Below are 19,412 nucleotides of genomic sequence, written 5' to 3' on the forward strand. Positions count from 1 at the left end.
AATTTTCGCTTAAAAATATCTCAAAATAACAAATCAATTAGAAATCTTCACAGAACCTATGTATTTATTAAACTTATCTTTCTCATCTTTAAATTTATCGGCATCAGGCAAAGCAGTTTTTTTTTTGGTAATATTTTTCCATCCTTTATTTTCTATAAAATCTTTTGCACGTTCTACCCATTCTATTAACCCCGGTGATTCAGGTTTAATAGCACCTATAGGACAATCAGGAACACAAACGCCGCAATCTATACATTCATCGGGGTTAATGACTAACATAAAATCATCTTCCCTTTCACCTTCATAAAAACAATCTACAGGACATACTTCAACACAATCGGTATATTTACATTTTACGCATTCATCGGTTACAACATAAGTCATTTTATTATCTGTTTTTGATTTTGTCGATTAATATAGCAGTTCTTAAAAGTAATACTAATAGAAAATATAATATAAAACTAATAAACATGATAATTAAAGGCTTTAGCATTGAAGAGTGAATAGTTGAACTCCCTAGCCTTAAAACACTAGCAGGCTGATGCAGACTATACCAAATATTTACCGAGAATTTTACTATCGGTATGTTAATCAGTCCGATAAGAGCAATAATAGAAGAAGGATTTTGTGCCTTTCTTATATTATCCGCACTATTCACTATAATAATATAGCTTAAATATAATAAAAATAATATGAGCATGGATGTAAGTCTTGCATCCCAAACCCACCATGTCCCCCATATAGGTTTTCCCCATAAAGAACCTGTTACTAAACTAATCAAAGTAAAAGTAGCCCCAACGTAACTAGAAGCTACGGCTAGCAAATAGCTAATAGTAGTTTTCCATACTAAATAGCTAAAGCTGCATACTGCCATGAAAACATAAACACCAAGAGCCATCCAAGAGGCAGGGACATGAACATACATAATGCGTACAAAATCACCTTGCTGATAATCTACAGGCGAAACTATAAGGGCTAAATAAAGACCTATAATCATCATTACGCAAGTAGATATAGCTAATATAGGTATTATAACCTTTGATAATTTATTAAAATAATAGGGGGTTAATAGTTTTAGCATGTTTTCTTACTTCTTTATGTCACTCTGTGGCTAGAAATAACAGTTCTTATCCTCTTAAAAAACTCTTTCATTAATAGTCCCGAATCTTCGGCAAGAATTCCGCTATATATTTCCGGTCTATGAAAACAAGCACTACTGTTAAAATATCGCAAATTACTTTCGACTGCTCCGTGCTTGGAATCAGAAGCCCCATAAAATAAACGTTTTAACCTGCTATGAGCTATAGCTGCCGCACACATAGCACAAGGTTCTAAAGTAACGTAAATATCATAATCATTTAAATTTTTAGAAGATATAAGATTACATGCTTCATTAATAGCAATAATTTCAGCATGATAAAGAGCGTTATTTTTTTCTTCCGTATTGTTATGGGTACTAGCAATAATTTTCTGATTTAACCTATCTACAACTACCGCTCCGACCGGGACTTCATTTTTATCAAAAGCAATCTTTGCTTGTTTTAAAGCTTGCTCCATGAAAAAATTATTAAAATTAGCTTCTTTATCTAACAATATATTCACGGTACTTTACGTGTTCTTCGATTCCAAAAGGATCTTGGTGGATAATTATTTCAGCCTCCGGAAATTCCTGCAATATTTCAAAAGCAATCTCATCGCTAATTTTATGAGCATTATAAAGCGACATATTGCCGTCCATTTCCAGATGGCACTGGATAAAAGCTTTTTGACCGGCATATCTAGTTTTCATTTCGTGCATACCTTTTGCCCCTAAATGGTTATTAACTATCGAGATAATTTTTTGTCTGTCTTGTTCGGGTAATTCATGATCTACTAAATTTTTAAATGCCTTTTTAAATAAAGAATAAGAAGAGTGAAATATATATAACGAAATAACTACACCAAATAATGGGTCAACAAACCAAAAATAATCACTTAAATTTATAGAGATAATTACTATAACATTAGTTAGTAAGTCCGTGAAATAATGAAGCTTATCGGCTTTTACTATTTCCGATCCTGTTTTTTTAATTACATAAGTTTGGTAAAGCACTAAAATAATTGTTAAGAATATACATACATACATTACAGTAGTACCGTCGCTAATATTCTCCGGTTTTGTTTTTTCAAATAAAGATTTAACCGAAGAAAAGCCTACAAAAAAAGCTGAAGCAAAGAAAAATATCGATTGAGAAAAAATTGTTAAATCCTGCAGTTTTTCATACCCGAATCGATGATGATGATCCGGCGGTTGCAGGGCAAATCTTAAAGCTATTAGATTAATAAAGGAGGAAGTTATATCAAGCATTGAATCAATTAAAGAAGCAAGGATTGATTGCGAATCGGTAACAACCCAAGCATATAATTTTATACTTAAAATAATTAATGCCGTAGTAACCGATAAATAAGATGCCGATTTTATTAACCGATTACGGCTATTAGTATCCATGACAAATCTTTCCAATTTATTTATTTGTAGTTTAACAAAGAAAATATAAAATTCAATTATAATGAGGTTCTGTGAACAAAATTAAAAATAATATTTTAAAATACAAATAATTTAAATTTTGTTTACAGAATCTAGTTTTAGCTTTACAAAATTCTAAAAACCATATACTTATTAATTATATATTAATTTAGAGAGAATTATATGAAACTATTATCTAAAATTATGATTATAGCTCTTGCAACTTCTATGTTACAAGCCTGTAACGGTCCGGGCGGTATGAATAAACAAGGTACAGGAACACTTCTTGGCGGTGCTGGCGGCGCATTACTTGGTTCTCAATTCGGTAAGGGCAAAGGACAGCTTGTTGGAGTAGGTGTAGGTGCATTACTTGGAGCAGTTCTTGGTGGACAAATCGGTGCAGGTATGGATGAGCAGGATAGAAGACTTGCAGAGCTTACCTCACAGAGAGCTTTAGAAACAGCTCCTAGTGGTAGTAACGTAGAATGGCGTAATCCGGATAACGGCAATTACGGTTACGTAACACCTAATAAAACTTATAGAAATAGCACTGGTCAATATTGCCGTGAGTACACTCAAACAGTTGTAATAGGCGGAAAACAACAAAAAGCATACGGTAATGCATGCCGCCAACCTGACGGACAATGGCAAGTTGTGAATTGATAGACAAAACGTCATTGCGAGGAAAATTACGAAGTAATTGCTGAAGCAATCTCAGGAATTTTATTATTTCATGAGATTGCCACGCAGCTTATTGCTGCTCGCAATGACGTTATAACAAAAGGAGCAACCTATGACTTTCATAATAACAAGTACGGCATTTAAACATAATGATCGCATTCCTGATAAATGTTACTTAGTAAGGGACAAAATGTTTCACCAAATCTAGAATGGAGTAATGCTCCTTCAGATACTAAATCTTTTGCACTTATAATGGATGATCCGGATGCACCGGTAGAAATAGCACCGCCACACGGTATATGGGATCATTGGGTAATATATAATATTTCTGCTTCTATTACTAAGCTTTCAGAAGGACAAATAGATAGTAGTATTAAAATTTTAAATAATAGCTGGCAAGAAAAAAAATACGGCGGTCCTTGTCCACCTGCCGGCAAACCTCATCGTTATTTTTTTAAACTATATGCCCTAAATGATTATCTTGAGCTTGATGAGAATGCTAGCAAGCCAGATTTAGTATTAGCCCTGCAAAAACATTTACTTGCCGAGGCAGCACTAATCGGCATTTATTCTATTTAATGAATGCTATTTATTGCCCACTGTGTCATCCCGTGGCTTAACCACGGGATCTAGAAAAATAACTTAAAACATTAATAACTTTAGTATTTATTACTGGATCCCGTGGTTAAGCTACGGGATGACAGAAGTGAACTGACACATGCAAAAACCTATAATCGAGTTTCGTAACGTATCTAAAAAATTCGGTAATAAATTGCCGATAAATAACGTTAGTTTCACTGTCAAAAAAAATAATATCACTACTTTAATCGGACCTAACGGTGCAGGTAAAACTACCATAGTACGATTAATGCTTGGACTTGAAAAACCTACAAGCGGCGAGATTATAATTGATCCCAAACTAAAAATTGGATATGTACCGCAGAAGTTCGGATTAACCCCTGATTTACCTATTACAGTAAAAAATTTTTTAGAGTTGTTAGCACCGAGTAATTTTAATAACAATATTAAAGAGATTAACTCATTTATTGATTTGGAACATATAAAAGATCAAGAAATTTCTAAGCTCTCAGGAGGGCAGTTTCAAAAGGTAGTTCTTGCATGTTCAATAGTTAATAATCCCGACTTAATTATTTTAGATGAACCGTTACAGTCTTTAGACGTAACAAGCCAACAAGAATTTTATCAGCTTATTAATTTGATTCGTAAAAAGCTCAATATTACGGTTTTTATGATTTCTCATGATTTATTTACCGTAATAAAAAACTCCGATCAAGTGATATGCTTAAACGGTCACATATGTTGCAGCGGAATACCAAATGAAATAACTCCTAACTCTGAATTCTCAAATGCACTTTCTGCTCTAGGCTTCTATACCCACCACCATGACCATAAGCATTAGAATTCTTGCATAACTTATTTGTCTCCAAAAGGATCTCTCCTTATTAGCTATATTATGCAAGAATTCTATTATACTTGAATTGTATTCCACGCTCACCTAAGCTTGTTCTGTAGCATCACCTATCAACTCTACTTTTAATGCATTGTGATCCGTATTATCGAACTGAGTTAAATCATTTTCATTTGTATTACCTGCTTCTTGTTGGCCCGTTATCACATTAAACAATTCTTTCGTAATGAGCCTAGCCTTAGATAAGCTTTGTACCTTATAACTATTTTCAATAACAAGTTTCTGCTAACTTGGTTCCATTGCAAGTAATTCTTTCACACTAACACCGGCGTCAGTCACACTTTTTATATTATCGTCATTTTCAACAAAGAATTCTTGTTTATTGTTTTCTATATTCGAAATTTGTGCAAAAGTAAAACCTATGTTAAGCAACGATATTTCCTCTTCTGTTAAATCTCGGTTAATTTGCTTACTTATTATAATTTGTTGTAGTAATTTACTATCAGTTTTTAGCTCTTCAATAGTAGAATATTGATTAACCTGGTTATTAGCATTTTTTCCTAAGTTTAATTCTATTGTTGGTACTTCTCTTGTAATAGGATAAACATTTGTTGCATCGCCATATATAAATCTTGCTCCATTGGTTTTGGATGAAGTATAGTTTTTATATCAAGTTTAGGAGTTTGTCCGCCACATCCTACATATAAATTTAATTCTTGTTTTTGTAATGCTTCTCTCAATTTATTTATTATAGGTACAAATAATAATTTATCTTCTTTCCCTAAATGCTCAATGAATCTAGTACCATACATAGAAGTGGCTTTTTCATTCTTTTTTCCCTCTCCAGCAAACCAAGCATATGACTGAGTTCTTATATTTCCTTTATCATCCGTAATTATATAAAAACCGGCATTTGCTTTACTCATACCGTCTAAAATACATCTTTCGGAATCATGTCCTATAGATTGGCAAGAATTACTAAATTTACCAAGCATAAAACCTTTCATATCATCGGCAGGTAATTTAGGAAAATTATACTTTTTGCCTTTTACCTCTATATCAAAATTAATATCAGGCATATAATATTCTTTTATAAAGTTCAATGCTTTTTGAAAACTATTATTATCTAGTTTTCCTTTTAAAGAAAAATTAGCTAAATTTTTTGCATGTAATTTATTTTCTTCTGATAATTCTTCTTCTTTGTACTTATAAGATTCTTTAATTACTATTTCAGTTACTTGATTTACTAATTCTTTAAATCATTTTTAGTTATCTGCTGAAAATCATTTAATTTATTTTCTTTAAGAATTTTTTGAAATTTTTCAGTTTTTTCCAGTAAGTGTGCATTACTGAAAATATATAATGAGTCTCTTCCAGATTTATTTAAAAATTAACAGTTTTTAAGTAACTTTTTATATCTTCTAAATTTCCAAAGTAAGTAGATACTTTTAAGTCAGCGATTTTCGACAATATGGCAATATTCCTTACATAGTTCTTTACTAATAAGATTTTTTTAAGGCGTGTATTTGTACTTAAATATTGCTTATGTATTCTTTTCAAAAACATCATTAGTATTTAATTGATCAAAATTATTTTCTAATAATTCTTTTAATGTATCACTAGACTTTTTATTAAAGCCCTCTTTATATAATATATTTCAGCATCGTCTTGGTTTATTCCAGGTTTTTTTAAAGTCATGGGATTACTTTTAGCATTTTCTTCTAAGGTTGTTATGGCCTGTTCTAAATTAATTTTTTCTTTTGGATCACTAGCTTTCGCTAGTTTTTTGTTTAATTGTTCCAAGCGTTGCTTTGGATCTTGTTTATCTATTCATTCTTCGGTAGTTAATAAATTATAAATTTTTTCAATACTATTAAATGTAACTTTCATTAATTTCTTCTTTTATAATTATTCTACAGAAAACCATAAAACATGGTAATAACCACAAAATATGATAATTTTTAGAAAATAACAAAGATTAGATTAATTTTTCTTAACGAAATCAAGGAATGAGTGTTAAGGATAATTTAGAAATACATCAAATAGCAAATTATATAGAGTAACTTGCTATTTATATTAGATCACACCAAATATTGCTTTAAATATCTACCGGTATGGCTTTCCTCACAGGCAGCAATGTCGGCAGGGGTACCACATACAACTATCTTACCGCCTTTGTCGCCACCTTCAGGACCGACGTCAATAATATAATCTGCAGTTTTTATAACATCTAAATTATGCTCGATAACTAAAACGGTATTGCCCATATCAACAAGTTTATGTAACACTTTTAACAATTTATTAATATCGTCGATATGTAATCCCGTAGTCGGTTCATCAAGTATATAAAGCGTTTTACCGGTTGAACGTCTTGATAATTCTTTAGCAAGCTTAACGCGTTGTGCTTCACCACCTGAAAGAGTAGTAGCAGACTGACCGATTTTAATATAGCCTAGACCCACTTCATTTAAGGTAATTAATTTTTCATAGATTAACGGTATTTTTTCAAAAAACTGCATCGCATCTTCTACAGTCATCATCAAAATATCGGCAATAGATTTACCTTTATATTTTATTTCAAGCGTTTCTCTATTATATCTGTGACCGTTACAAATATCACACTTTACATATACGTCAGGTAGGAAATGCATCTCTATTTTTATTAGCCCATCACCTTGGCATGCTTCACATCTACCACCTTTAACGTTAAACGAAAATCTGCCTACTTTATACCCTCTAGCTTTTGATTCAGGTAACTCCACAAACCAATCCCTAATATGGGTAAAGGCACCTGTATAAGTCGCAGGGTTTGAACGAGGAGTTCTACCTATCGGAGATTGATTAATATCGATAATTTTATCAATATATTCAAGTCCTTTTAACTCTCTGTACTTGCCAGGAAATACTTTGCTAGTTGGCTCTAAATGCTTTAGAGCTGCTTTATATAGAGTATGAATCATCAAGCTTGATTTACCGCTTCCCGATACTCCCGTTATAGCGGTAAAAGTACCAAGCGGAATTTTGATATCAACATTATCTAAATTGTTGGAAACCGCCCCAAGTAATTCAATTGCCCTATTATCATGCCCTACTCTTGTTTCAGACGGCACTTTGATTGTTTGACGACCACTTAGATACCTACCTGTGATACTTTTTTCAAAATTCTTTATTTCTTCAGCATTTCCTTCCGCAATAACACGACCGCCGTGAATACCGGCTCCCGGTCCTATATCAATAACATGGTCTGCTTCATATATTGTTTCTTCATCATGCTCGACTACCAAAACGGTATTACCCAAATCTCTAAGCCTTTTTAGTGTCTCAATTAATCTTGTATTATCTCGTTGATGAAGACCAATAGACGGCTCATCAAGTACATATAAAACACCGCTCAGTCCTGAACCTATTTGAGATGCAAGACGAATACGCTGACTTTCCCCACCCGATAAAGTACCTGCTTCTCGTGATAACGTTAGATAATCAAGCCCGACATTCATAAGAAATTTTAATCTCTCGGTAATTTCTTTGAGTATACGCTCAGCAATAAATAATTGCTTTTTATTTAATTTTTCTTCTAAGTGACTAAACCATTTTTGCAAGGCTGCAATACTCATACCTGCTACTTCGCCTATATGAAAATTTGCTATTTTAACGCATAATGCTTCGTCTTTTAATCTAAACCCTGAACAAGCAGTACATTTATGCTCTGACTTAAATTTAGCTAGTTCTTCTTTAATTAAAACCGATTCTATAGTACGGTCCTTTTCTTGCAAACTTGGTATTATACCGGCAAAAGGTTGTTTTATTATTTGCGTTTTAGAACCATCGTGAAATTCAAACTTTATTGCCTCTTCTCCTGAACCTTCAAATAAAATATCCTTAACATTTTGTGATAAACTTACAAAAGGTACTTCAATAGAAAATTTATAATGATCGGCAAGAGCCTTTAATGTCTCTAGGATAAATTTAGAAGCTGTACTACCCCAAGGCACTATTGCACCGTCTTTAATAGCAATTCTTTGATCCGGAACTATTAAATCTCTATCAAAGAAAAACTCCTTACCTATCCCTTCACATTTAGGACATGCTCCAAAAGGGCTATTAAAAGAAAAGATTCGAGGCTCTATTTCAGTAAGCTGAAAACCCGATACCGGACAAGAATATTGCTCGGAAAAAGTAATACGCTGATTTTTTTCAAACTCGCTCTTAACTGCCGGCGGTAATTCTACAATTTCCAAATAAGTAATACCCTCGGCAAGATTTAACGAACTCTCTAAGCTATCTGCAAGTCTATTACCTAAACTTTCGTCTAGAACTATTCTATCAACGATCACTTCTATATTATGCTTCTTATTTTTATCAAGTTTCGGTAAATCATCAATTTCGTAAACTTCCCCGTTAACTATTAATTTCTGAAAGCCTTGCTTTTTCAAATTCATAATTTCACGCTTGAACTCACCCTTATGTCCTCTAACAATAGGAGCGAGTAAATATATTTTCGTACCCTTAGGTAGTTCGTTAATTATATCTACCATCTCAGAAACTGTTTGGCTATGTATCGGAAGACCGGTTGCCGGAGAGTAAGGAATACCCACCCTTGCATATAATAACCTAAGATAATCGTAAATTTCCGTTATAGTTCCAACCGTAGAACGTGGATTTTTGGAAGTAGTTTTTTGGTCAATTGCAATAGCAGGCGATAATCCGGAAATAGATTCTACATTAGGTTTATTTTGTAAATGTAAGAATTGCCTTGCATATGAAGATAAACTTTCAACATATCGCCTTTGACCTTCTGCATAAATAGTATCAAACGCTAAAGAAGACTTGCCTGAACCGCTAAGACCGGTGATAACAACAAATTTATTCCTTGGAATATTAACATTTATATTTTTTAGATTATGCTCTTTAGCACCGCGTACCTTAATATATTCTTGGTTCATAATCACTTCACTACAAAATTTTTGAGATATTTTTTAAAAAACCTGTAGTATTATAGGCTCTTTTATTTTATTATTGCAATAGTAATATTTTAAAGTAGGTAGTAATCTATGGCAGGTAGTTTAAATAAAGTAATATTAATAGGTAATGTAGGGCGTGATCCGGAAATGAGAACTACGGGCGAAGGAAAAAAAATCATTAATCTTTCCTTAGCAACAACCGAAACTTGGAAAGATCGCATTACCAGCGAACGAAAAGAACGAACTGAATGGCATAGAGTAGTGATATTTAGTGAAGGGTTAGTATCTGTTGTAGAACGCTATGTCACAAAAGGTAGCAAATTATATATTGAAGGTTCATTGCAAACCCGTAAGTGGAATGATAATTCAGGTCAAGAAAAATATACCACGGAAGTTGTGTTACAAAACTTTAATTCACAATTAATATTATTAGATAGTAAAAACTCTAATAATCATAATCAAGATTCAGGGCATAGCGAATATAAACATCCTGAAACTAAAAATCATTCCTTTGACCATAGCGACTTAGACGACGAAATACCGTTTTAATCAAAATTGTTATGAAAAATTTTATTTGGGCAATAATATTTTTAATACCCATATTTCTTTCAGGGTGTTCTACTACTCATGATGTAGCTAGAAGGGTAAAGCATTCGCAAGATATAGCAACTCAAAATAACTTTCAGATGAGGCTAGTAAACGGTGGTGATTTTACTCTTACGACTTATCAGCGTATTACCGACCGTAACCTACCTTTTGTATTCTATATTGAGGGAGATGGACATCTTGCGGATGGATCTGCTAATTCCGACAACCCTACTCCCGTTAATCCGATGCTCTTAAAACTTGCTACAATGGATAAAAGACCGAATATTGTTTATATAGCAAGACCTTGCCAATATACTCCTTTAGAAATGAACTCAAAATGCATTAGCGATTATTGGTTAGATAAAAGAATGGGGCAGGAAGTCGTAGATTCAATTAACAATGTCATAAATATTATCAATAACGGACAAAAATTTAGCTTAGTCGGCTTCTCTGGTGGCGGCGGGCTTACAATATTAATTGCCGCTCAAAATAGTAATGTTAAAGATATTATAACGATTGCCGGTAATTTAGATACTAAAAAGTTTGATAAATATCATAATTATCGTGGTTACTTAGTTAAATCCTTAAACCCGATAAATTATGCAAAACAGGTTAATAATATCCCTCAATTACATCTCTCCGGCATGGATGACAAAAGAGTCCCGCCTTTCATAGCAGCACTTTACGTAAAAACAAGTAACTCACCGTGTGTAAAAAAGCAAACTTTTCCTAATATTTCTCATGCAAAAGGTTGGGATAAAGTTTGGTCTAATATATTAGATATTCCTCTGATTTGTAATTAGGCATTAGGAAATATTATTAATTTATATTCAAGCACTTATCATGGCTTTTGCCCTTAATGTTATGCCGGCTGTACCAAATTGTTTTAGACATTTTCCAATCTTTAAACGCTTTACTTCCGTAACATTTACATATGCTGTATCAGCTGCTTGTATGTATGTTATTAGCTCTTTTGGTTTTCCTCATTTAATAAAAACCTTTAGAAACTGGGGAGTATTAATATTATGATTCCAACAAGTATTGGATTTGGTATATTTCATTTTGAAAAATTGGAGAAAGAAAGTGGAAATTATCCGACAAAATCTTTTGCTCCTTCTCCGGTGATATCTGCTTAATTGATAAATATTTATAGCAGGTTTCCTGTAATATCTCTTAGTTTAAGCGTATTATTAGAGAATTACAGGAAATAATCAAAAGTTTTAATAATTAGTAATAATTATAATCTATAGTATTGCCGACGTTTCACTAAGCCTTGCAGCTTAAGACCGCCTTTAGCACACATCCATCGCAGTAACTCGTTAGCAGCGTTTGCATATTCACCTCGGTTTAGCTTTTGCTGCAATGTTGATGCTTGAAATGCCCCAGCCCCACAGTTGAAAATAAAAGAGATTAAGGCGGCTTGTTGGTTTTCGGTTAATGGCACACCCTAGTGGACGATTATCGATACATTTACCAGCTTCGAGTAATTATTATTTATCTTTCTATAGATCCTCGCTTGCTTTTCTGCAATATATTCTTGGGAGTAGTAATAAGAAGGGGAGATTTATGTTTGTTAATAGTAGCCCTTATGCGTTCTAGTGTTTGTTTAGTATTTTTATTAGCATGTGTTATAGCATCCATATAAAATACCTACTTCTTTCTGTTCTTTTTTAAAAGCTTCTTTATTTCCTATGTTAGCCAAAGCTTTAAAACTATGTTTTATAACTTGTCCAATATTTTTAAAAACATGCGAATTATCTTTTTTAGCTGTTTCTTTGCACCATATATCTAGATTCTCTCATTCTTTTTTGAGTTCTTGAGAAATTGCTTTTTTGTTTTCAGGATTTTCCTTCCATTTTTCATAAGTATTAATAATCTTTTCTAATTTTTCTTTAAACTCTTTTTCGTTATTACTCGGTTTTAAATTAAGCATTACACCAGAATGGTCTGATGATAGTTCTGTGAGGGTATTAATAATCATTTCTTCTTTTAATCCATTATTAGCTCCATTAAGCAAATTTTCATATTTATGTCTACATATGAAGCGATACTTGTGATATCATGATTATTAAATATTAGTTAACACAAAAGAAATTAAAGCTTTAATTAATAAACTTAAGAAATATTTTTAATATTTCGTTTTATAAGGTGATAAATTTACTATTTAGAGAAAAGCTGCTTAGTTTAGAGACTTGGTGAAAGACAATTAATATTCAATTAAACTAAACGGTCAAAAGCTTGATTTTATGCTGCATCTGCGGTTTGATACGTTTGTAGAAATACCGAGAAATGCAGAATGGCGCACCCTAAAGGATTCGAACCTCTGACCCACAGATTAGAAATCTGTTGCTCTATCCAGCTGAGCTAAGGGTGCTAAACATTTATGGTAAACATTATATCAGTTTAAGCAAAGTTTTTCAAGGATTCTTTTTTTATTAAAAATAATAAGCAAATATGATAAAAAATATTCATGGATAAATTCTACAATTACAATTCTTCTTCACATCAGGCTTTACTTAGTTTTAAAGTAAAGCCTAATTCTAAACAAAATCTAATTAGCAATTTTGTAATTATTAATAATATCCCATATCTAAAATTATCTATAAAAGCAATACCGGAACAAGGTAAAGCGAATGAAGAAATCATAAATTATTTAGCAAAAGAATGGAAATTATCACGTAGTAATATCGAAATTATTAAAGGTCATACTCATAGCTTAAAAACGATATTGATAAAAAATATTAATGAAGACTATTTAAATTTGATTATTAATTCCTATATTAAATAAGGTGCAGTTGTTGCTAGACTTCCAATGTCATTCCCGCATAGGCGGGAATCCAGTTTATATTTATTATTTTCTAGATTCCTGCTTCCGCAGGAATGACATAAGCAGTCATATGACGAAAAAATAATTTATTAACTGGAATAATTATGATACAAGAAAAAAAGAAATTTGATGCCGAGGTTGGCAAGATTTTAAATTTAATGATTCACTCTCTTTATAGTAATAAAGAGATTTTTATGAGGGAATTAATTTCCAATGCTTCGGATGCTTGTGATAAATTACGTTATTTATCTCAAAGTAATAGTGAATTAGTAGCTGGCGATAGCAATTTTAAAATTACGGTTAAAGTCGATAAAGATAACGGACAAATCATTATCCGTGATAACGGCATCGGCATGAATAAAGACGATTTAATTGAAAATCTCGGTACTATTGCAAGATCGGGTACGGCAAATTTTCTTAAAAGCCTATCCGGTGATTCTAAAAAAGACAATATGCTAATCGGTCAATTTGGTGTTGGATTTTATTCAAGCTTTATGGTAGCCGATAAAGTGACTGTAACCTCAAAACAAGCTGGGGAAGATAAAGTCTATATTTGGGAATCAGACGGGCTTGGTGAATATACTGTCTCAGATTCAGATAAAGAGTTCACAAGAGGCACGGAAATCGTTTTACATATCAAAAAGGAAGAAGATACATTCCTTGATCATTTTAGATTAAAACACATCGTTAAAAGCTATTCCGATCACATAGCAGTACCAATATATTTCTTTGATGAAGCTGGTAATAATGAAATCCAACTTAATTCAGCTTCTGCATTATGGACAAGACCGAAATCGGAAATTACGGAAGAACAATATAAAGAATTCTACAAAAGTCTATCTTATACCATTGATGACCCTTGGATAACTATGCATAATAAAAACGAGGGAGCTATAGAATTTACTAACCTACTTTTCATTCCATCAAGCAAAACATTTGATTTATTCCACCCTGATCGCAAAAGGCGAGTAAAATTATATATAAAAAGAGTATTTATATCTGATGAGAATATAGATTTAATCCCGTCATATTTAAGATTTTTACGAGGCGTGGTTGATTCAGAAGATTTACCACTAAATATTAGCCGTGAATCACTGCAGCATAATAGCGTGCTTGAGAAAATCAAAAATGCTATTACAAAAAGAGTGCTTGGCGAGCTTAGAAAAAAGAAAGAGGAATCACCTGAAGAATATAATAAGTTTTGGGCTAATTTCGGCGGTGCTTTAAAAGAGGGTTTATGTGAGGCTACTACCAACCATGAAAAATTATTAGAGGTATGCATATTCAGAAGTGCCTTGCATAATAAAATGATCAGCCTTGACGAATATATAGCGAATTTTAAAGAAGGGCAGAGTACTATATATTATTTAAGCGGTGATAACCCCGATAAATTACTTTCAAGCCCACAAATCGAAGGGTTGTTAAGTAAAAAAATCGATGTATTACTTTTTACCGATACAGTGGATGATTTTTGGGTAAATGTTAATAGCAAATATAAAGAACATGCTATTAAATCAGCGACAAGAAGCGATATCGATGTAGAGCAAACTACTTCACAATCTGAGGAGAAAAATACAGATAGTAAAAAATCCGATGATGAATATAAATTGCTAACAGATTATTTTAAAGAGACACTAGGGGAGTTGGTAAAAGAAGTTAAGATCTCTAAAAAACTTACTTCAAGTCCTGCTTGTCTTGCCGTTAGCGACGCTGCTATGGATATTCGTATGGAGAGATTTTTGATTGAACAGAAACAAATAGCTAATGCCTCAGCTAAAAATCTAGAGTTAAACCCTAAAAATAAAATCATAGAGAAAATCTTTAACGACTTAAAAGCAAATAATAAAAATAATGAAGAATTGGTTAATCTAATATTTGATCAAGCCTGTATTTTAGAGGGTGAACCGGTTGCTGATACAGGTGCATTTTCAAAGAGATTAAACGATATTGTACAAAAAGCCATATTATAACTTTAAACTTTTTTAATTTTAATGTAGAATAGTTGCAAACGTGAGTTTGGAAGTATTGTTCTGTTCGATGTCATTCCCACGTAGGCGGGAATCTAGAAAGAACATTCAAAATATCTGATTATAGAATTTTATAATTAATAAAATGGATTCCCGCCTACGCGGGAATGACATCGAGAAAATGTCTTATTACGATATTATATTTAGCAAACATATAGATAAGATCAAAAGCGAAGGAAGATATCGAGAATTTAAGGCCTTAAAAAGACAAGCCGATAATTTTCCTTTTGCAGAACACGCTAATAAACAAATAGTTATGTGGTGCATTAATGACTATTTGGGTATGAGTAAACATGCAAAAGTAATGCACGCTTCTATAGATGCCTTGCTAAAATACGGTATTGGATCAGGTGGAACTCGCAATATCGGCGGTAATAATATTGCCATTCTTGAGCTTGAAAAAGAACTTGCAAATTTACACAAAAAGCAAGCAGCTTTAGTTTTTACATCCGGTTTTGTTGCAAATGATACAACACTTGCAAGTCTTGCTAAAATCATGCCGAATATAGTATTTTTCTCCGATGAGCTAAATCATGCATCAATAATTGCAGGGATTACAAGTTCAAGAGCCGAGAAATATATATATAGACATTTAGACGTTAAGCATCTAGAAGAGCTTTTACAATCAGTCGATATTAATAGACCGAAAATTGTTGTTTTTGAATCGGCTTATTCTATGGACGGTTTTTTCTCACCTATCAAAGATATAATCAACTTAGCCAAAAAATATAATGCTTTAACCTTTATCGATGAAGTTCATACGGTCGGTTTATACGGTAAACAGGGTGGCGGTATTGCCGAGCTTCTTAATTGTAGTGATCAAATCGATATTATTCAAGGGACACTTGCCAAAGCATATGGTACTATCGGCGGTTATATCACTAGCAACCATAATTTAGTCGACGCTATAAGACTAACCGCTCCAGGGTTTATTTTCACTACTTCATTGCCGCCGGTAATTTCTACCGCTGCAACGCATAGTATTAGACATCTTAAAGAATCGAATGAAGAACGAATAAAACATCAAGAAGTAGTTACAAAACTTAAAAATTCTTTTGAACGTTTTAATATACCTTATTTGAAAAATGAAAGTCATATAGTGCCGATAATTATTGGTGATCCGATTAAAACGGCGAAAGCCTCAAATATGCTCCTTAATGAATACGGTATTTACGTTCAACATATCAATTTTCCAACCGTACCGAGAGGTACGGAACGCCTCCGCATCATCCCAACCCCTGCCCATACCGACAAAATGATCAATGATTTATCTGTAGCTTTAGTGCAGATATTTGCCGAACTTGATATAGAATTATCTTCTGCTAAAGAACTGAACGAAGAAGTACGCTTAAATCTTATTGCTTAACGCCATTGTGAGGAAAATTACTCAGTAATTGACTAAGCAGTCTAATAAAAAATGCTCTTAATGTCATTCCTGCGTGGCATTGTTGCGTGGATTAGTTTTCCGTCATTGCGAGAAGAATTACGTAGTAATTCGACGAAGCAATCCAGTAAAAAATTCTGTAAATCAGAATTTTTTTAATTATTTTTTTGGATTGCCACGTCGCTTCGCGTCTCGCAATGACGATTTGGCCTCCACGCAACAACACTTTCAGTTATTTAGCTCATAACGATATCTATCTTTGGTTAACAATGCCACAAATCTTATACCCAATTTATTTACTTGCTTTTGCTCCTAAATCATCTAGTTTATTGCAATATACTCTAAAAAAGTAAGATATAACCCTTTAAATTCTTTTTAAAAAATAAAGGGTTACCCCATAAATACCTTATCTTTATATAATTTAAAAAATAGTTGTATTTTTATACCACTAATAATATTAATTTTTTATTTCTATATAATTAATTTGTTTACTTTGAAGAATTTATAATTTATTTTTTCTGCAAAATTTCAATACAAAGCTGTAATTATTGAGCTTTTAAAGTTAACTCAGATAAAGAACAAACGAGCAATAACAAAAAAGAAAAAAATACTTCTACAAAATCGACTACGGCTAGTCGCTTAGCTCATGACAATATCCATCTTTAATTTAGCAATGTATAAAAAATAAAGTAATATGAATTTTAACTTAATATAATTACCAAATATGTCTTTTTTTGACCGCAAAACTGCAATTATTAAACTTTTAAAACTCATGCCGGCAAAGAGTTTACTGCTTCTAAAATAACAATCTATCTAGTTGATACTTATCCTGAAGAAGCAAATAAAAAAGAGGAAGCAAGCAATGATAAACGATTACTTAATGCTAAAAGCAAAGTAAGAAAGAGAAAAATTATTATCATGATTTATAGAAATGAATTGAATAAGCTATTGAACGCTATACAAAAAATAGAACCGAACATTAAGATAATAAAAAAAGGGCTTTTGACTAAATATTGTTATGTTAATAATACTAATAGAGCGGTTAATTATAATGAGGTATATTATAATAAAAAATTTGACCGTAAAAATGCAGTTATTGAGTTCCTTAAAGCTCATCCAGGGAAAGAATTTAGTAATGCTCAAATAGCCTACATGGATTGCTTAATACTTATCCTGATGAAACAAAACGAAACGTACAAACAAGCAACGGCAAACGATTACTTAGCACTAAGAATAAAGTAGCAGAAAAAAATTATCATAATGATTTATAGACACAAATTAAGGTTATTACGTACTATATCAAACATCGAACCGAACATTAATACAATAAAAAAGGGAAATCGGGCTAAATATTGTTATATTAATAATACCGATAAGATATTTGATATATCCAAAATTATTAAAGCCCTTGAAAATTATAAGAAGCAGGAGCTTACTGCTATGGAAATGGCTCAATTGCTGTTAAGTGCTAACGCGAAATAGTTAGTGATTGCAAAAATAGACGACTATATTGCCAGCAAATGTGAGTTCTGCGAAACTCACAGTTAGCAATGCCTAATCCTAATGGGATTTTACAAAAACTATTGCATATTGCAGCTCTTTAGTTTATTTTGATTAGCAAACTATATACAGAATTAATGGATTATTAAAATGGGAATTACCATATTAAAAAACGAAGGATTGGATTTTCATGCAAGAATTTCTACTCCTTTAAGTGAGATAGATGACGATATTCAAAAAGAATTACTTGATTTAACCAAAAAAGTTAAAATAGCAGGTTTTAGAACCGGTAAAGTACCGGTTTCAATTGTTAAGAAAAAATACGGTACTTCCGTCAGGAATGATATAATAGAAAGAAGAATTAACCATTCAGTAAATCACGTTATTAAAGAGCATAATCTAAATATAATCGGTAGACCCAAAATTGAAGAATTACAAAACGAATCCGATAAAGCTTTAGAATTTACCGTAAAAATAGAGCTATTACCTAAAATTACTATTCCGGATTTAAAAAAAATCTCACTAGATCGTCCAAAATTAGAAGTAAACTCTAAAGATGTTGAAGAACAACTAGAAAAACTTGCTGCATTAACAAAAAATTATACTAAAGAAAGTAAAGCAAAAATAAAAGACGGAGATCAGGTTACTATTGATGCAATCGGGTACATCAAGGAGAAAGCTTTTGAGGACGGTAAATTAAATGATTTTAAGGTAATAATAGGTAGTAATGCACTTATTCCCGGTTTTGAGAAACAATTAATAGGTTCTAAAACAGGTAGTGAAGTAGATGTTAATGTTACTTTTCCTGAAAATTACCATGCTAAAGATTTAGCAGGTAAGGATGCTCGTTTTGTAGTACAAATTAAAGCAGTACATACTGCAGAACCTACCGTTATCGATGACGAATTTGCTAAAAAATTCCAAAGTAATAGCCTTGAAGAATTGCGTACACATTTTACTAAACAAATAGAAAATGAGTCGGAAGAAGCTATTAATACTATAATGAAAATGAACTTATTTGATAAGTTAGAAAAATTGTTAGATTTTGATGTACCGGAATCTTTATTAGAGCAAGAAAAAAATATTCTAAAGTCCGGAACCGATAAAAATGAACAAGATGAATCATTATTGAAAGATAAATCCTCTAAAGAAATAACAGCATATTATAATAAATTAGCCCTACGCCGTGTGCGAATAGGCTTATTACTTGCTGAATATGCAAAATCTAAAAATTTGCAATTAGAGCCTGATGATTTAAGAAAAGTTATTATGCAACAAGCACGTAATTTTCCTGGGCAGGAAAATATGATATTTGATTTTTATAAAAATAATCCTAGAGCCATTGAAGGACTTAAAGGTCCTGCCTTAGAAGATAAAGCTGTACAATATATATTTAATCACGAAATAAATCTTAAAGAAAAAAAATATACTAAGGAAGAGCTAGAGAAATATCTAGAAGCAGAAGAGCAACGTATTACTTTAATTTAACTTATTCATTGTCATTGCGAG

The 19,412-nt window shown here is 32.2% G+C and carries 19 protein-coding genes, 1 tRNA gene and 4 pseudogenes; 12 read left to right on the forward strand and 12 right to left on the reverse strand.

The window, feature by feature from the left end:
- Positions 1-33: 33 nt before the first annotated feature.
- From WSW_RS0104365 to WSW_RS0104380, 4 genes are read right to left on the reverse strand one after another with little or no spacing between them, the layout of a single operon-like run.
- A complete protein-coding gene (locus tag WSW_RS0104365) occupies positions 34-384 on the reverse strand; it encodes a ferredoxin family protein (protein WP_012151392.1) in 351 nt (116 codons plus the stop codon).
- Positions 385-388: 4 nt separating this feature from the next.
- Positions 389-1,081 (reverse strand): heme ABC transporter permease, encoded by a 693-nt coding sequence (locus WSW_RS0104370; RefSeq protein WP_016917222.1) that lies wholly within the window; start codon positions 1,079-1,081, stop codon positions 389-391.
- A gap of 14 nt (positions 1,082-1,095) precedes the next feature.
- Positions 1,096-1,602 (reverse strand): nucleoside deaminase, encoded by a 507-nt coding sequence (locus tag WSW_RS0104375; RefSeq protein ID WP_016917223.1) that lies wholly within the window; start codon positions 1,600-1,602, stop codon positions 1,096-1,098.
- Positions 1,583-2,488: a cation diffusion facilitator family transporter gene (locus tag WSW_RS0104380; protein WP_016917224.1), complete on the reverse strand. Its 906-nt coding sequence runs from the start codon at positions 2,486-2,488 to the stop codon at positions 1,583-1,585. The genes WSW_RS0104375 and WSW_RS0104380 overlap by 20 nt, the downstream gene beginning before the upstream one ends.
- A gap of 201 nt (positions 2,489-2,689) precedes the next feature.
- On the opposite strand from WSW_RS0104380, the gene WSW_RS0104385 reads away from it, so the two are divergent.
- From WSW_RS0104385 to WSW_RS0104395, 3 genes and pseudogenes are all read left to right on the forward strand, one after another.
- Entirely contained in the window at positions 2,690-3,169 is a 480-nt protein-coding gene (locus WSW_RS0104385) for an RT0821/Lpp0805 family surface protein (RefSeq protein WP_004997204.1), read from the forward strand.
- Positions 3,170-3,299: 130 nt separating this feature from the next.
- A pseudogene (locus tag WSW_RS1000000109430) lies at positions 3,300-3,766 on the forward strand (YbhB/YbcL family Raf kinase inhibitor-like protein).
- Between the two features lie 139 nt (positions 3,767-3,905).
- Positions 3,906-4,607, forward strand: a complete 702-nt coding sequence (locus tag WSW_RS0104395; protein ID WP_010977849.1) for an ATP-binding cassette domain-containing protein — start codon at positions 3,906-3,908, stop codon at positions 4,605-4,607.
- A 294-nt stretch (positions 4,608-4,901) separates the two neighbouring features.
- Here the strand turns inward: WSW_RS0104395 and WSW_RS1000000113070 are convergent, their stop codons facing one another.
- The 5 genes and pseudogenes from WSW_RS1000000113070 to uvrA form a co-directional block, all read right to left on the reverse strand.
- Positions 4,902-5,048 (reverse strand): hypothetical protein, encoded by a 147-nt coding sequence (locus WSW_RS1000000113070; RefSeq protein WP_016917226.1) that lies wholly within the window; start codon positions 5,046-5,048, stop codon positions 4,902-4,904.
- Positions 5,049-5,407: 359 nt separating this feature from the next.
- Positions 5,408-5,695: pseudogene (locus WSW_RS1000000111665) on the reverse strand (hypothetical protein); the annotation flags it as partial.
- Positions 5,696-5,862: 167 nt separating this feature from the next.
- Positions 5,863-6,086: pseudogene (locus tag WSW_RS1000000113935) on the reverse strand (hypothetical protein).
- Between the two features lie 138 nt (positions 6,087-6,224).
- Positions 6,225-6,419, reverse strand: a complete 195-nt coding sequence (locus tag WSW_RS0104430; RefSeq protein ID WP_016917228.1) for a hypothetical protein — start codon at positions 6,417-6,419, stop codon at positions 6,225-6,227.
- Between the two features lie 278 nt (positions 6,420-6,697).
- The gene (gene uvrA / locus WSW_RS0104435) at positions 6,698-9,559 is read right to left on the reverse strand and encodes an excinuclease ABC subunit UvrA (protein WP_016917229.1); all 2,862 of its coding nucleotides are present in this window, start codon (positions 9,557-9,559) and stop codon (positions 6,698-6,700) included.
- Positions 9,560-9,667: 108 nt separating this feature from the next.
- On the opposite strand from uvrA, the gene WSW_RS0104440 reads away from it, so the two are divergent.
- The 3 genes and pseudogenes from WSW_RS0104440 to WSW_RS1000000113075 all read left to right on the forward strand — a co-directional run bounded on the left by WSW_RS0104440 (position 9,668) and on the right by WSW_RS1000000113075 (position 11,301).
- Positions 9,668-10,126 (forward strand): single-stranded DNA-binding protein, encoded by a 459-nt coding sequence (locus tag WSW_RS0104440; protein WP_010977855.1) that lies wholly within the window; start codon positions 9,668-9,670, stop codon positions 10,124-10,126.
- Positions 10,127-10,137: 11 nt separating this feature from the next.
- Positions 10,138-10,968 (forward strand): alpha/beta hydrolase family protein, encoded by an 831-nt coding sequence (locus tag WSW_RS0104445; RefSeq protein WP_010977856.1) that lies wholly within the window; start codon positions 10,138-10,140, stop codon positions 10,966-10,968.
- A gap of 40 nt (positions 10,969-11,008) precedes the next feature.
- Positions 11,009-11,301, forward strand: a pseudogene (locus tag WSW_RS1000000113075) (hypothetical protein).
- A gap of 101 nt (positions 11,302-11,402) precedes the next feature.
- Here WSW_RS1000000113075 and WSW_RS0104455 read toward each other — a convergent pair.
- The 3 genes from WSW_RS0104455 to WSW_RS0104470 form a co-directional block, all read right to left on the reverse strand.
- Positions 11,403-11,609 (reverse strand): lysozyme, encoded by a 207-nt coding sequence (locus tag WSW_RS0104455; RefSeq protein WP_016917230.1) that lies wholly within the window; start codon positions 11,607-11,609, stop codon positions 11,403-11,405.
- A gap of 354 nt (positions 11,610-11,963) precedes the next feature.
- Complete coding sequence (locus tag WSW_RS0104465; protein ID WP_029374992.1) at positions 11,964-12,182, reverse strand: hypothetical protein; 219 nt, start codon at positions 12,180-12,182, stop codon at positions 11,964-11,966.
- 280 nt (positions 12,183-12,462) lie between these two features.
- Positions 12,463-12,539 (reverse strand) — tRNA-Arg (locus WSW_RS0104470).
- A gap of 96 nt (positions 12,540-12,635) precedes the next feature.
- Between WSW_RS0104470 and WSW_RS0104475 the strand changes: the two genes are divergently transcribed.
- From WSW_RS0104475 to tig, 6 genes are all read left to right on the forward strand, one after another.
- Positions 12,636-12,953, forward strand: a complete 318-nt coding sequence (locus WSW_RS0104475) for an A1G_07140 family DUF167 domain protein (protein ID WP_004997180.1) — start codon at positions 12,636-12,638, stop codon at positions 12,951-12,953.
- A gap of 143 nt (positions 12,954-13,096) precedes the next feature.
- Positions 13,097-14,962, forward strand: coding sequence for a molecular chaperone HtpG (htpG, locus tag WSW_RS0104480; RefSeq protein ID WP_016917231.1), 1,866 nt, complete (start codon positions 13,097-13,099; stop codon positions 14,960-14,962).
- Positions 14,963-15,140: 178 nt separating this feature from the next.
- Positions 15,141-16,385, forward strand: a complete 1,245-nt coding sequence (gene hemA, locus WSW_RS0104485) for a 5-aminolevulinate synthase (protein WP_016917232.1) — start codon at positions 15,141-15,143, stop codon at positions 16,383-16,385.
- 936 nt (positions 16,386-17,321) lie between these two features.
- The gene (locus WSW_RS1000000112320) at positions 17,322-17,645 is read left to right on the forward strand and encodes a hypothetical protein (RefSeq protein ID WP_016917233.1); all 324 of its coding nucleotides are present in this window, start codon (positions 17,322-17,324) and stop codon (positions 17,643-17,645) included.
- Positions 17,646-17,663: 18 nt separating this feature from the next.
- Complete coding sequence (locus tag WSW_RS1000000114130; RefSeq protein WP_016917234.1) at positions 17,664-17,885, forward strand: hypothetical protein; 222 nt, start codon at positions 17,664-17,666, stop codon at positions 17,883-17,885.
- Between the two features lie 168 nt (positions 17,886-18,053).
- Positions 18,054-19,391, forward strand: coding sequence for a trigger factor (gene tig, locus WSW_RS0104500; RefSeq protein WP_016917235.1), 1,338 nt, complete (start codon positions 18,054-18,056; stop codon positions 19,389-19,391).
- Positions 19,392-19,412 lie beyond the last annotated feature (21 nt).

Source organism: Rickettsia honei RB, assembly GCF_000263055.1.
In the GTDB taxonomy this organism is placed as follows: Bacteria; Pseudomonadota; Alphaproteobacteria; order Rickettsiales; family Rickettsiaceae; genus Rickettsia; species Rickettsia rickettsii.

What these genes read in the sequence shown, in the direction of transcription:
- WSW_RS0104365 (WP_012151392.1), bottom strand. Translation starts at nt 384, where the DNA reads ATGACTTATGTTGTAACCGATGAATGCGTAAAATGTAAATATACCGAT.
- WSW_RS0104370 (WP_016917222.1), bottom strand. Translation starts at nt 1,081, where the DNA reads ATGCTAAAACTATTAACCCCCTATTATTTTAATAAATTATCAAAGGTT.
- WSW_RS0104380 (WP_016917224.1), bottom strand. Translation starts at nt 2,488, where the DNA reads ATGGATACTAATAGCCGTAATCGGTTAATAAAATCGGCATCTTATTTA.
- WSW_RS0104385 (WP_004997204.1), top strand. Translation starts at nt 2,690, where the DNA reads ATGAAACTATTATCTAAAATTATGATTATAGCTCTTGCAACTTCTATG.
- WSW_RS0104395 (WP_010977849.1), top strand. Translation starts at nt 3,906, where the DNA reads ATGCAAAAACCTATAATCGAGTTTCGTAACGTATCTAAAAAATTCGGT.
- uvrA (WP_016917229.1), bottom strand. Translation starts at nt 9,559, where the DNA reads ATGAACCAAGAATATATTAAGGTACGCGGTGCTAAAGAGCATAATCTA.
- WSW_RS0104440 (WP_010977855.1), top strand. Translation starts at nt 9,668, where the DNA reads ATGGCAGGTAGTTTAAATAAAGTAATATTAATAGGTAATGTAGGGCGT.
- WSW_RS0104445 (WP_010977856.1), top strand. Translation starts at nt 10,138, where the DNA reads ATGAAAAATTTTATTTGGGCAATAATATTTTTAATACCCATATTTCTT.
- WSW_RS0104475 (WP_004997180.1), top strand. Translation starts at nt 12,636, where the DNA reads ATGGATAAATTCTACAATTACAATTCTTCTTCACATCAGGCTTTACTT.
- htpG (WP_016917231.1), top strand. Translation starts at nt 13,097, where the DNA reads ATGATACAAGAAAAAAAGAAATTTGATGCCGAGGTTGGCAAGATTTTA.
- hemA (WP_016917232.1), top strand. Translation starts at nt 15,141, where the DNA reads ATGTCTTATTACGATATTATATTTAGCAAACATATAGATAAGATCAAA.
- WSW_RS1000000112320 (WP_016917233.1), top strand. Translation starts at nt 17,322, where the DNA reads ATGATTTATAGAAATGAATTGAATAAGCTATTGAACGCTATACAAAAA.
- WSW_RS1000000114130 (WP_016917234.1), top strand. Translation starts at nt 17,664, where the DNA reads ATGATTTATAGACACAAATTAAGGTTATTACGTACTATATCAAACATC.
- tig (WP_016917235.1), top strand. Translation starts at nt 18,054, where the DNA reads ATGGGAATTACCATATTAAAAAACGAAGGATTGGATTTTCATGCAAGA.